We start from the raw sequence: 11,594 nt of genomic DNA, 5'->3' as shown, positions 1-11,594 counted from the left end.
TGACAGGGCAGATGCTGCCCTATTTTTAGTCTTTGCGCAGCATGGTAACGGAAAACCGCTATCATGACGACGCTTTGGAGGGGGAATGATGTCGCAGCCGCCCAAGGTTTTGCTGCTGTACGCCCATCCGGAATCCCAGGACTCGGTAGCCAACCGGGTTTTGCTGCAACCGGCACAGCAGTTGGAGCATGTCACCGTGCACGATTTGTACGCGCACTACCCAGATTTCTTTATTGATATCCATTTTGAACAACAATTACTGCGCGACCATCAGGTTATTGTTTTCCAACATCCTTTGTATACCTACAGTTGCCCGGCACTGCTGAAAGAATGGCTGGATCGCGTGTTGTCCCGCGGCTTTGCCAGCGGCGTGGGCGGCGATGCGCTGGCCGGGAAATACTGGCGCTCGGTGATCACCACCGGTGAGCCGGAAGGGGCGTACCGTAGCGGCGGCTATAATCGTTATCCCATGGAGGATGTTCTGCGCCCGTTCGAACTGACGGCGGCCATGTGCCATATGCATTGGCTGACGCCAATCATCGTTTACTGGGCGCGCCGGTTGAAGCCGGACGTGTTGGCCAGCCACGCCAAAGCCTATGGCGACTGGCTACGTAATCCATTACCGCAGCAAGGAATGCAATAAATGGAAGGAAATACCTTACTGACTGCCATCCTGCTGTTTCTGTTCGCAGCCGTCGTGACGGTGCCGATCGCGCGGCGGCTGGGCATTGGGGCGGTGCTCGGCTACCTGATCGCCGGGGTGGCCATTGGTCCGTGGGGGCTGGGGTTCATTCGCGACGTGGCGGAGATCCTGCATTTCTCCGAGCTGGGCGTGGTGTTCCTGATGTTCATTATTGGGCTGGAGCTGAACCCCGCCAAGCTGTGGGCGCTGCGCCGTTCTATCTTTGGCGTGGGGGCCGGGCAGGTGTTGATTACCGCCGCGTTGCTGGCTGCGCTGCTTTGCCTTTCCCGTTTTTCCTGGCAGGCGGCGGTGATCGGCGGCATCGGCCTGGCGATGTCCTCAACCGCCATGGCGCTGCAATTGATGCGCGAAAAGGGGATGAACCGTAACGAAGGTGGCCAGCTCGGCTTTTCCGTCCTGTTGTTCCAGGATATGGCGGTGATTCCGGCGCTGGCGCTGATCCCGATCCTGGTCGGCGGCGGCACCAGCGATGACTGGCAGAAAATCGCGCTAAAAGTGGCGGCCTTCGCCGGCATGCTGATCGGCGGCCGTTACCTGCTACGCCCGCTGTTCCGTTATATCGCCGCTTCCGGCGTGCGCGAAATCTTTACCGCGGGGGCGCTGCTGGTGGTATTGGGTGCGGCGCTGTTTATGGACGCACTGGGCCTTTCGATGGCGCTGGGCACCTTTATCGCCGGCGTGCTGCTGGCGGAAAGTGAGTACCGCCACGAGCTGGAAATCGCCATCGAACCTTTCAAAGGGCTGCTGTTGGGGCTGTTTTTTATCTCGGTGGGGATGGCGCTCAATATGGGCGTGCTTTATACCCATCTGGCCGAGGTATTGATTGGCGTGGTGGCGCTGATCGCGCTTAAATCCTGTGTGCTGTACGGGCTGGCGCGGGTGTTTGGGCTGCGTACCTCGGTGCGCCTGCAGTTCGCCGGCGTGCTGAGCCAGGGCGGGGAGTTTGCGTTCGTGTTGTTCTCGGCCGCGGCGACCCAGCATTTGCTGGACGCGGATCAGTTGGCATTGCTGCTGGTGGTGGTTACGCTGTCGATGATTACTACGCCGTTGTTGATGCAGATTATCGACCGTATCCTTGCCCGCCGTTACAACGCTGCCAGTGAAGATGAAGAGATCCCCTATGTGGAAGATGACGATCCGCAGGTGATTATTGTCGGCTTCGGCCGCTTCGGCCAGGTGATCGGGCGCTTGCTGATGGCGAATAAAATGCGTGTCACCGTGCTTGAGCGTGATGTCAGTGCGGTTAGCATGCTGCGGCGCTATGGTTACAAGGTCTATTACGGCGATGCGACCGAATTGGAACTGCTGCGCGCCGCGGGCGCAGAAAAAGCCAAATCGATCGTGATAACCAGTAACGGCCCGGAAGACACGATGGAAATCGTCCACCTGTGCCAGCAGCACTTTCCCCATTTGTCCATCCTGGCGCGCGCACGTGGCCGCGTAGAGGCGCATGAGCTGTTGCAGGCCGGGGTGGAGCTATTCAGCCGCGAAACTTTCTCCAGTGCGTTGGAGCTGGGGCGCAAGGCGCTGATGACGCTGGGCATGCATCCGCACCAGGCATACCGCGCACAGCAGCACTTTCGGCGGCTGGATATGCGCATGCTGCGTGAGCTGATGCCACCGCATCAGGGGGACGTCGCGCAGATTTCCCGGGTCAAAGAGGCCCGACGGGAGCTTGATGAGCTGTTTTACCGGGAAATGCAGCAGGAAAAGCGGCAATTTAATGGTTGGGACGAATATGAGTGATCAGGAGCGCAACAATGTCTGCAACGCGTAAGCGGTTTATCGCCGGTGCCGTATGCCCGGCCTGTAACGCGATGGATACCCTGGCGGTTTGGCGTGAGGATCAGGTGGAAGTTGTCGAATGCGTCAAATGCGGCCACCATCAGCGCCAACCTGAAGCAGCACAGGTGGAAAAACACGTGCGGCCGCAGGAACAGGTGATAGGGATTTTCCATCCAGAGTAGCGTTATTTGCCGTGATTTCTTATGCTGAAGGGTACAGCGGTCCAGATTTCCGTTACAATCTGTCCGGTTTAGATTCCAACGGTAGGAGATATCATGAAAGTAGCAAAAGACTTGGTGGTCAGCCTGGCTTACCAAGTACGTACAGAAGACGGTGTTTTGGTTGATGAGTCTCCGGTGAGTGCACCGTTGGACTATCTGCACGGGCATGGTTCTCTGATCGCAGGTCTGGAAAAAGCGCTTGAAGGCCACGATGTCGGCGATCGCTTTGATGTGCATGTCGGCGCTAACGAAGCCTACGGCAACTACGATGAAAACCTGGTGCAGCGCGTCCCGAAAGACGTTTTCATGGGCGTTGATGAACTTCAGGTTGGCATGCGCTTCCTGGCTGATACCGACCAGGGCCCGGTTCCGGTTGAAATCACCGAGCTGGACGGCGACCACGTTGTGGTTGACGGCAACCATATGCTGGCAGGACAAAACCTGAACTTCAACGTGGAAGTCGTGGCAGTCCGCGCGGCCACTGAAGAAGAGCTGGAGCACGGCCATGTGCACGGTGAGCACGATCACGAACACGGCGACGGCTGCTGTGGCGGTCATGGCCACGATCATGATCATGACCACGGTAAGGGCGGTTGCGGCAACGGCGGGTGCGGTTGCCATTAATCCGGCGCGCAGGTTGTTTCAAAAGGTCGCTTAAGGCGGCCTTTTTTATCGCTCTTAGTAATGCGGCGGCGGCGTCTCTTCTGATTGCGGTGCAATCATCGAAGGTTGCGTGGCGCGCAGCTTATCCGTCAGCAGGCGCAAGTGATCGCGCAGCTTTAATATTTCAAGCTGCTGCTGCACCACGGTTTTGTTCAGTTCTTCGATGGTGACTTCCTGAAAAGCCTGGCGGCTCTCCAGCTCTTCAAGCCGCTGTAGCAGGCTTTGGTTGTCGGCATTGTGCATGATGCGGCCTCTGTGTCGTAAAGCGGAAAACAGGCGCTATGTTAGCAGTTGGCGCGGGCTTTGCGTTGCGCTATTTCACGTTGTCGTTTCCAACGCCGTGGTCAGGCCTGGCGCCGTGGCGGCCGTTGCGCTGGGGAAAACCGCAGCGGCGCCCGCTATCGCTATGATAAATGGCCGGGGAGTGGATTATTTCTGTGTGTCATAATCAAGAAATATCTGATTTATCATACAGGTAGAAAATCAGACGAAACTTCTTCATGGATGCGTGGTCACATTTTGACTCGATTGGTTACCTGTACGGCTGTTTTGTTGTCTTGCGGGCGGCTATAGTAGCCTGGTTATCTTACTAAATAACGTTTTGGGGCTTTGCTTCAAATACGGGAGAAATGGATGAAATCTTTGTTTAAAGTTACGCTTCTGGCAACCACCATGGCATTTGTGTTGAACGCGACCCAGGCAATGGCGGCCGATGCGGCGAAACCCGCGGACACTTCAGCTTCACCAAGTACCGGTAATTTCAAGAACGATGACGAACAAGCCGCGTACGCACTGGGCGCTTCCCTGGGCCGTTACATGGACAATTCTCTGAAAGAACAGGAAAAGCTGGGTATCAAGCTGGATAAGGATCAGCTGATTGCCGGTGTTCAGGACGCGTTCGCCAATAAGAGCAAACTGAACGATGCCGATATCGAAAAAACCCTGCAAGGTTTTGAAGCGCGTGTGAAGGCTTCCGCTCAGGCGAAGATGGAGCAGGACGCGAAAGATAACGAAGCGAAGGGGGCGAAATACCGCGAAGCCTTCGCCAAGGAAAAAGGCGTGAAGAAAACCGCTTCCGGCCTGCTGTATCAGGTAGAAAAACCGGGTGCCGGCGAAGCGCCGAAAGACAGCGATACCGTGGTGGTCAACTACAAGGGTACGCTGATCGACGGTACGGAATTTGATAACTCCTACACCCGCGGTGAGCCGCTTTCCTTCCGTCTGGACGGTGTTATCCCAGGCTGGACAGAAGGCCTGAAACACATCAAGAAAGGCGGCAAGCTCAAACTGGTTATCCCGCCAGCGCTGGCCTACGGTAAAACCGGCGTTCCTGGCATTCCTGCCAACTCCACGCTGGTGTTCGACGTTGAACTGCTGGACGTAAAAGCCGCGCCGAAAGCCGATGCCAAAGCGGAAAAACCGGCAGGCGAAGCCGCTGAAAGCAGCGCGCAATAAGCCCGCCCCTCTGAACACTGCCCTGGGTTAACGCCCAGGGCAGTTTGCGTTCTGCTGCCCCAGCATCCCCCCTACAACGTTAGCCATGATGCTGACGGATCGCTTGACGCCCTGGGCCCTGTGGGCTTAACGTCAGAACCATGCGCAAATGCAAGGAATTTATGCCGGCAGTTTTGCTAAACTAGCTGTCCGGAATTACATGCCAGGCGCCTGCCCCTTAGGGCGTGTATCTAAAACTGTTCCCGGCCGATCTGGCCTGTGGACGCTCGTCGTGCTGTTTCATACTGATGTCAGCCTGTTTACCGCAAAGGGATGTCGCAGCCGGTATTCGCCGCGTAAACGGGGCCTGAACGAGCAGTTTTAGCTGCGCCCCCTGGCACAGGCGATCTAGATTTATGAGGGTGGAATCTTTAATGTCTAATTCGCTTTTATCCAGCGAGGCCAGCGAAATGGATTTGCTGGACGAACGTCCGTTTAGCCAAACGGATCATGAAATTCTTAAGTCGTACGAATCCGTGGTCGACGGTTTGGCGATGCTCATCGGCAGCTACTGTGAAATCGTGCTGCACTCGCTTGAGGATTTGAAATGTTCTGCGGTGCGCATTGCCAATGGCGAACATACCGGGCGCAAGATTGGCTCGCCGATTACCGATTTGGCACTGCGGATGCTGCACGATATGGCCGGGGATGACAGCAGCGTATCCAAAACCTATTTCACGCGCGCCAAGAGCGGCGCGCTGATGAAATCAGTGACGATCGCTATCCGCAACCGTGAGCAGCGCGTGATTGGTTTGTTGTGCATCAACATGAACCTGGACGTGCCGTTTTCCCAGGTGATGCAAACCTTTATGCCGCCGCAAACCCAGGAGGAAGTGCCTTCCCCGGTTAACTTCGCCTCTTCGGTCGACGAACTGGTGGCGCAAACGCTGGAGTTCACCATTGAAGAAGTGAATGCCGATCGCAACGTTGCCAACAACGTTAAAAATCGCCAGGTGGTGCTAAACCTGTACGAAAAAGGCATTTTTGATATCAAGGATGCGATCAACCAGGTGGCCGATCGCCTCAATATCTCCAAACATACCGTGTACCTGTACATTCGCCAGTTCAAAAATGGGGATCTGCTGTGAGTTCATCCCCCGTGCTGGACTATTGCCTGATGGTAACCGGCCCGGCATACGGCACGCAGCAGGCCAGCAGTGCCTACCAGTTTGCTCAGGCGCTGCTGGCAAAAGGCCATCGCCTTGGCAGCGTGTTTTTTTATCGGGAAGGGGTGTTGAACGCCAACCAACTGACATCACCCGCCAGCGATGAGTTTGATCTGGTGCGTGCCTGGCAGCAACTGGCGCAGCAGCACGGCATCGCGCTGAACGTCTGCGTGGCGGCGGCGCTGCGCCGCGGCGTGGCCGATGCCGAAGAAGCCGCGCGCCAGGATCTGCCAGCGTGCAATATGCAGCCGGGCTTTACCCTTAGCGGGCTGGGCGCGCTGGCGGAAGCGGCGCTCAGTTGCGATCGCATGGTGCAGTTTTAATGAGCAAGATGAAACGCGTAGCCTTTGTCTTTACCCACGGCCCGCATGGGTGCAGCAGCGGCAGGGAAGGGCTGGATGCCTTGCTTGCCACTTCGGCATTAAGCGAAGATATCGGCGTGTTTTTTATTGGCGATGGCGTCTTGCAACTGCTGCCAGGCCAGCAACCGGCAAAGGTGTTGGCGCGCGATTATATCGCCACTTTTGGCGTTCTGCCGCTGTATGACGTGGAGCAGTGTTATCTGTGCGAAGCCTCTTTACAGGCGCGCGGATTGGCGCAGGAAACCCGCTGGGTGCTGGATGCCACCGTGTTGGCGCCGCAGGCGCTGCGCCAACGCCTCGCCGGCTACGATGTGGTTATGACCTTCTAGGAGCCCCCATGCTGTTTACCCTGAGCCATTCCCCTGCCGAATGCGATCTGCCCGCGTTGTTACGCTTGGCGCAGCCGGGCGATGCGCTGCTGCTCTTGCAAAATGGGGTGCTGGCCGGCTTGGCCGGCAGCGTTCATCTGGCGCAGCTTCAGCAGGCTCCTGTTGCGCTGTTTGCCCTGCAGGCCGATGTGGAAGCGCGCGGTTTGCCTGGTTATATTTCACACAACGTGACGGTCATCGGTTATACTGAGTTCGTTGAGCTGACCGAAAAACACCCGGCTCAAACGGCCTGGTAGGCGCATGATGTTGTATATTTCTTGACACCTTTCCTGGTCAGCCATAAAATTCTGCGTCCTCGTACTTTGCCAGTCGTGCATACGAGGGGATTTATCACATGTTTACGAAGCAAGATACGAAGCAAAAACCAGGAGCTTTTTGAATGGCAACGATTAACCAGCTGGTTCGCAAACCACGCTCTGTGAAGGCTGCTAAAAGCAACGTTCCAGCGCTGGAAGCCTGCCCGCAAAAACGTGGTGTATGTACCCGCGTATATACCACCACCCCGAAAAAACCAAACTCCGCACTGCGTAAAGTTTGCCGTGTGCGTTTGACTAACGGTTTCGAAGTGACTTCCTACATCGGTGGTGAAGGTCACAACCTGCAGGAGCACTCCGTGATCCTGATCCGTGGCGGTCGTGTAAAAGACTTGCCAGGTGTGCGTTACCACACCGTTCGCGGCGCACTTGACTGCTCCGGTGTTAAAGACCGTAAGCAAGCACGTTCCAAGTACGGTGTGAAGAAGCCAAAGGCTTAATGGTTCTCCGTTAAGTAAGGCCAAACATTTTTAACTTTAATGTCAAAATAAACTCGTAGAGTTTTGGACAATCCTGAATTAACAACGGAGTATTTCCATGCCACGTCGTCGCGTCATTGGTCAACGTAAAATTCTGCCGGATCCTAAGTTCGGATCTGAGCTGCTGGCCAAATTTGTAAATATCCTGATGGTAGATGGTAAAAAATCTACTGCTGAAGCAATCGTCTATACCGCGCTGGAGACCCTGGCTCAGCGTTCTGGTAAAGCCGAACTGGAAGCTTTCGAAGTAGCCCTGGAAAACGTGCGCCCGACTGTCGAAGTTAAGTCTCGCCGCGTTGGTGGTTCTACTTATCAGGTACCAGTTGAAGTCCGTCCGGTTCGTCGTAATGCCTTGGCAATGCGCTGGATCGTTGATGCTGCTCGTAAACGCGGTGATAAATCCATGGCTCTGCGCCTGGCGAACGAGCTGTCTGATGCAGCAGAGAACAAAGGTTCTGCTGTTAAGAAGCGTGAAGACGTTCACCGTATGGCAGAAGCCAACAAGGCGTTCGCCCACTACCGCTGGTAATGACCACGCAGTAGTTATGCTAACCAAGCGGGCGCTTCAAGAAGCCGGCCCGCTTGGGTTAACTGAACTTGAACGCCCTAGGAATAGAGGAATCAAATGGCTCGTACAACACCCATTGCACGCTACCGTAATATCGGTATCAGTGCACACATCGACGCCGGTAAGACCACTACTACCGAACGTATCCTGTTCTACACCGGTGTAAACCATAAAATCGGTGAAGTTCATGACGGCGCAGCCACCATGGACTGGATGGAACAGGAGCAGGAGCGTGGTATTACCATCACTTCTGCAGCGACGACTGCTTTCTGGTCTGGTATGGCCAAGCAGTTTGAGCCGCATCGCATCAACATCATCGACACCCCGGGGCACGTTGACTTCACCATCGAAGTAGAACGTTCTATGCGTGTTCTTGATGGCGCGGTAATGGTTTACTGTGCAGTCGGTGGTGTTCAGCCACAGTCTGAGACCGTATGGCGTCAGGCTAACAAATACAAAGTTCCACGTATTGCGTTCGTTAACAAAATGGACCGCATGGGTGCGAACTTCCTGAAAGTTGTCGGCCAGATCAAATCTCGCCTGGGTGCTAACCCGGTTCCTCTGCAGTTGGCTATCGGCGCAGAAGAGCATTTCACCGGTGTTGTTGACCTGGTGAAAATGAAAGCCATCAACTGGAGCGAAGCTGATGCAGGCGTGACCTTCACTTATGAAGACATTCCTGCCGAGCTGCAAGATCTGGCTGACGAATGGCACCAGAACCTGGTTGAGTCCGCAGCAGAAGCTTCTGAAGAGTTGATGGACAAATACCTGGGCGGCGAAGAGCTGACCGAAGAAGAAATCAAGAAAGCGTTGCGTCAGCGCGTGCTGAACAACGAAATCATCCTGGTTACCTGTGGTTCTGCATTTAAGAACAAGGGCGTACAGGCAATGCTGGATGCGGTTATCGAATACCTGCCGGCACCAACTGACGTTCCTGCAATCAACGGTATGCTGGACGACGGTAAAGACACGCCGGCTGTGCGTCACTCTGATGACAACGAGCCGTTTGCTGCTCTGGCGTTCAAAATCGCTACCGACCCGTTTGTGGGTAACTTGACGTTCTTCCGCGTGTATTCCGGCGTTGTTAACTCCGGTGACACCGTACTGAACTCTGTGAAAGCTCAGCGCGAGCGTTTCGGCCGTATCGTTCAGATGCACGCCAACAAACGTGAAGAGATCAAAGAAGTTCGTGCAGGCGACATCGCTGCGGCTATCGGCCTGAAAGACGTCACCACGGGTGATACGCTGTGTGATCAGGATTCACCGATCATTCTGGAGCGTATGGAATTCCCTGAGCCGGTAATCTCCATCGCAGTAGAACCAAAAACCAAAGCTGACCAGGAAAAAATGGGTCTGGCTCTGGGTCGTCTGGCGAAAGAAGACCCGTCATTCCGCGTATGGACTGACGAAGAATCTAACCAGACCATTATCGCTGGTATGGGTGAGCTGCACCTCGACATCATCGTTGACCGTATGAAACGTGAATTCAACGTTGAAGCGAACGTCGGTAAACCTCAGGTTGCTTACCGTGAAGCGATTCGCGCGAAAGTTACCGATATCGAAGGTAAACACGCTAAGCAGTCAGGTGGTCGCGGTCAGTACGGTCATGTTGTTATCGACATGTACCCGTTGGAGCCGGGTTCCAACCCGAAAGGCTACGAGTTCATCAATGACATCAAAGGTGGTGTAATTCCTGGCGAATACATCCCTGCCGTTGATAAAGGCATCCAGGAGCAGCTGAAAGCAGGCCCACTGGCTGGCTACCCGGTTGTTGATCTCGGTGTGCGTCTGCACTTCGGTTCTTACCATGACGTTGACTCCTCTGAGCTGGCGTTTAAACTGGCTGCGTCTATTGCCTTTAAAGATGGCTTTAAGAAAGCAAAACCAGTTCTGCTTGAGCCAATCATGAAGGTTGAAGTAGAAACGCCTGAAGAGAACACCGGTGACGTTATCGGTGACTTGAGCCGTCGTCGCGGTATGCTGCGCGGTCAGGAATCTGAAGTGACTGGCGTTAAAATTCATGCCGAGGTACCGCTGTCTGAAATGTTTGGTTATGCAACTCAGCTGCGTTCTCTGACCAAAGGTCGCGCATCATACACGATGGAATTCCTGAAGTATGATGATGCACCGAACAACGTCGCTCAGGCCGTTATCGAAGCCCGTGGTAAATAAGCTTTCAAGCTAGCTTTCGGGTTTAACACAATGATCCAGTGCTCCCCCCAGCAGGAGGGAGCACAAAAGTAAGGAATAAAGCCGTGTCTAAAGAAAAATTTGAACGTACAAAACCCCACGTTAACGTTGGTACTATCGGTCACGTTGACCACGGTAAAACCACGCTGACCGCTGCTATCACCTCCGTACTGGCTAAAACCTACGGCGGTGCTGCTCGTGCTTTCGATCAGATCGATAACGCACCAGAAGAAAAAGCGCGTGGTATCACCATCAACACCTCTCACGTTGAATACGATACCCCGACTCGCCACTACGCGCACGTTGACTGCCCAGGGCACGCCGACTACGTGAAAAACATGATCACCGGTGCTGCACAGATGGACGGCGCGATCCTGGTAGTTGCTGCGACTGACGGCCCGATGCCGCAGACCCGTGAGCACATCCTGCTGGGCCGTCAGGTTGGCGTTCCTTACATCATCGTGTTCCTGAACAAATGCGACATGGTTGATGACGAAGAACTGCTGGAACTGGTAGAGATGGAAGTGCGCGAGCTGCTGTCTCAATACGATTTCCCAGGCGACGACACCCCGGTAATCCGTGGTTCTGCCCTGAAAGCGCTGGAAGGCGAAGCAGAGTGGGAAGCGAAAGTTATCGAACTGGCGGAAGCACTGGATAGCTACATCCCAGAACCAGAGCGTGCAATTGACAAGCCGTTCCTGCTGCCAATCGAAGACGTATTCTCCATCTCCGGCCGTGGTACGGTAGTTACCGGTCGTGTAGAACGCGGCGTGATCAAAGTGGGTGAAGAAGTTGAAATCGTGGGTATCAAAGACACCCAGAAATCAACCTGTACCGGCGTTGAAATGTTCCGCAAACTGTTGGACGAAGGCCGTGCTGGCGAGAACGTAGGTGTTCTGCTGCGTGGTATCAAACGTGAAGAAATCGAACGTGGTCAGGTTCTGGCTAAACCAGGCTCAATCAAGCCACACACCAAGTTCGAATCTGAAGTGTACATTCTGAGCAAAGATGAAGGCGGCCGTCATACTCCGTTCTTCAAAGGCTACCGTCCACAGTTCTACTTCCGTACGACTGACGTGACCGGTACCATCGAACTGCCAGAAGGCGTGGAAATGGTAATGCCAGGCGATAACATCAAAATGGTAGTGACCCTGATCCACCCAATCGCGATGGACGACGGTCTGCGTTTCGCTATCCGTGAAGGCGGCCGTACCGTAGGCGCGGGCGTTGTTGCTAAAGTTATCGCTTAATCGCTGATAA

15 protein-coding genes are annotated in these 11,594 nt (G+C 54.8%); 14 read left to right on the top strand and 1 reads right to left on the bottom strand.

Annotation, left to right across the window (positions count from 1 at the left end):
* Positions 1–88: 88 nt before the first annotated feature.
* The 4 genes from kefG (at position 89) to slyD (ending at position 3,333) form a co-directional block, all read left to right on the top strand.
* The gene (gene kefG / locus AC559G_RS00095; RefSeq protein WP_165907091.1) at positions 89–643 is read left to right on the top strand and encodes a glutathione-regulated potassium-efflux system ancillary protein KefG; all 555 of its coding nucleotides are present in this window, start codon (positions 89–91) and stop codon (positions 641–643) included.
* Entirely contained in the window at positions 644–2,449 is a 1,806-nt protein-coding gene (gene kefB, locus AC559G_RS00090; RefSeq protein WP_498910337.1) for a glutathione-regulated potassium-efflux system protein KefB, read from the top strand.
* Between the two features lie 14 nt (positions 2,450–2,463).
* The gene (locus AC559G_RS00085) at positions 2,464–2,670 is read left to right on the top strand and encodes a YheV family putative zinc ribbon protein (protein ID WP_498910335.1); all 207 of its coding nucleotides are present in this window, start codon (positions 2,464–2,466) and stop codon (positions 2,668–2,670) included.
* Positions 2,671–2,763: 93 nt separating this feature from the next.
* Positions 2,764–3,333 (top strand): FKBP-type peptidyl-prolyl cis-trans isomerase, encoded by a 570-nt coding sequence (gene slyD, locus AC559G_RS00080; protein WP_498910333.1) that lies wholly within the window; start codon positions 2,764–2,766, stop codon positions 3,331–3,333.
* A gap of 54 nt (positions 3,334–3,387) precedes the next feature.
* Here the strand turns inward: slyD and AC559G_RS00075 are convergent, their stop codons facing one another.
* Positions 3,388–3,615 (bottom strand): protein SlyX, encoded by a 228-nt coding sequence (locus AC559G_RS00075; RefSeq protein ID WP_095846791.1) that lies wholly within the window; start codon positions 3,613–3,615, stop codon positions 3,388–3,390.
* Positions 3,616–3,653: 38 nt separating this feature from the next.
* Between AC559G_RS00075 and AC559G_RS00070 the strand changes: the two genes are divergently transcribed.
* The 10 genes from AC559G_RS00070 (at position 3,654) to tuf (ending at position 11,584) form a co-directional block, all read left to right on the top strand.
* Positions 3,654–3,782, top strand: coding sequence for a hypothetical protein (locus AC559G_RS00070; protein ID WP_498910332.1), 129 nt, complete (start codon positions 3,654–3,656; stop codon positions 3,780–3,782).
* A gap of 223 nt (positions 3,783–4,005) precedes the next feature.
* Complete coding sequence (gene fkpA / locus AC559G_RS00065; RefSeq protein WP_498910330.1) at positions 4,006–4,827, top strand: FKBP-type peptidyl-prolyl cis-trans isomerase; 822 nt, start codon at positions 4,006–4,008, stop codon at positions 4,825–4,827.
* Between the two features lie 413 nt (positions 4,828–5,240).
* Entirely contained in the window at positions 5,241–5,954 is a 714-nt protein-coding gene (locus AC559G_RS00060) for a helix-turn-helix transcriptional regulator (protein ID WP_438598292.1), read from the top strand.
* 11 nt (positions 5,955–5,965) lie between these two features.
* Positions 5,966–6,355 (top strand): sulfurtransferase complex subunit TusD, encoded by a 390-nt coding sequence (gene tusD / locus AC559G_RS00055; protein WP_438598297.1) that lies wholly within the window; start codon positions 5,966–5,968, stop codon positions 6,353–6,355.
* Positions 6,356–6,363: 8 nt separating this feature from the next.
* Positions 6,364–6,723: a sulfurtransferase complex subunit TusC gene (gene tusC, locus AC559G_RS00050; protein ID WP_438598298.1), complete on the top strand. Its 360-nt coding sequence runs from the start codon at positions 6,364–6,366 to the stop codon at positions 6,721–6,723.
* A gap of 8 nt (positions 6,724–6,731) precedes the next feature.
* Positions 6,732–7,019, top strand: a complete 288-nt coding sequence (tusB, locus tag AC559G_RS00045) for a sulfurtransferase complex subunit TusB (RefSeq protein WP_498910328.1) — start codon at positions 6,732–6,734, stop codon at positions 7,017–7,019.
* Positions 7,020–7,162: 143 nt separating this feature from the next.
* Positions 7,163–7,537, top strand: a complete 375-nt coding sequence (gene rpsL, locus AC559G_RS00040; RefSeq protein ID WP_004930426.1) for a 30S ribosomal protein S12 — start codon at positions 7,163–7,165, stop codon at positions 7,535–7,537.
* 97 nt (positions 7,538–7,634) lie between these two features.
* On the top strand, positions 7,635–8,105 hold the full coding sequence (gene rpsG, locus AC559G_RS00035) for a 30S ribosomal protein S7 (RefSeq protein WP_279027795.1): 471 nt from the start codon (positions 7,635–7,637) through the stop codon (positions 8,103–8,105).
* A gap of 96 nt (positions 8,106–8,201) precedes the next feature.
* Entirely contained in the window at positions 8,202–10,316 is a 2,115-nt protein-coding gene (fusA, locus tag AC559G_RS00030) for an elongation factor G (protein WP_498910325.1), read from the top strand.
* A gap of 83 nt (positions 10,317–10,399) precedes the next feature.
* Positions 10,400–11,584 (top strand): elongation factor Tu, encoded by a 1,185-nt coding sequence (tuf, locus tag AC559G_RS00025; RefSeq protein WP_462614683.1) that lies wholly within the window; start codon positions 10,400–10,402, stop codon positions 11,582–11,584.
* Positions 11,585–11,594 lie beyond the last annotated feature (10 nt).

This window comes from Gibbsiella greigii, from assembly GCF_039540155.1.
Taxonomy (GTDB): domain Bacteria; phylum Pseudomonadota; class Gammaproteobacteria; order Enterobacterales; family Enterobacteriaceae; genus Gibbsiella; species Gibbsiella quercinecans.
The sequence above is the reverse complement of the archived record's forward strand: the minus strand, read 5'-3'. Positions and strand labels throughout refer to the sequence as shown.

Excerpts from the sequence above, each read along its gene's own strand:
- fusA (WP_498910325.1), top strand. The coding sequence starts at position 8,202 with ATGGCTCGTACAACACCCATTGCACGCTACCGTAATATCGGTATCAGT.
- fkpA (WP_498910330.1), top strand. The coding sequence starts at position 4,006 with ATGAAATCTTTGTTTAAAGTTACGCTTCTGGCAACCACCATGGCATTT.
- kefG (WP_165907091.1), top strand. The coding sequence starts at position 89 with ATGTCGCAGCCGCCCAAGGTTTTGCTGCTGTACGCCCATCCGGAATCC.
- tusC (WP_438598298.1), top strand. The coding sequence starts at position 6,364 with ATGAAACGCGTAGCCTTTGTCTTTACCCACGGCCCGCATGGGTGCAGC.
- tusB (WP_498910328.1), top strand. The coding sequence starts at position 6,732 with ATGCTGTTTACCCTGAGCCATTCCCCTGCCGAATGCGATCTGCCCGCG.
- rpsG (WP_279027795.1), top strand. The coding sequence starts at position 7,635 with ATGCCACGTCGTCGCGTCATTGGTCAACGTAAAATTCTGCCGGATCCT.
- AC559G_RS00085 (WP_498910335.1), top strand. The coding sequence starts at position 2,464 with ATGTCTGCAACGCGTAAGCGGTTTATCGCCGGTGCCGTATGCCCGGCC.
- AC559G_RS00075 (WP_095846791.1), bottom strand. The coding sequence starts at position 3,615 with ATGCACAATGCCGACAACCAAAGCCTGCTACAGCGGCTTGAAGAGCTG.
- kefB (WP_498910337.1), top strand. The coding sequence starts at position 644 with ATGGAAGGAAATACCTTACTGACTGCCATCCTGCTGTTTCTGTTCGCA.
- AC559G_RS00060 (WP_438598292.1), top strand. The coding sequence starts at position 5,241 with ATGTCTAATTCGCTTTTATCCAGCGAGGCCAGCGAAATGGATTTGCTG.
- AC559G_RS00070 (WP_498910332.1), top strand. The coding sequence starts at position 3,654 with ATGTTAGCAGTTGGCGCGGGCTTTGCGTTGCGCTATTTCACGTTGTCG.
- rpsL (WP_004930426.1), top strand. The coding sequence starts at position 7,163 with ATGGCAACGATTAACCAGCTGGTTCGCAAACCACGCTCTGTGAAGGCT.
- slyD (WP_498910333.1), top strand. The coding sequence starts at position 2,764 with ATGAAAGTAGCAAAAGACTTGGTGGTCAGCCTGGCTTACCAAGTACGT.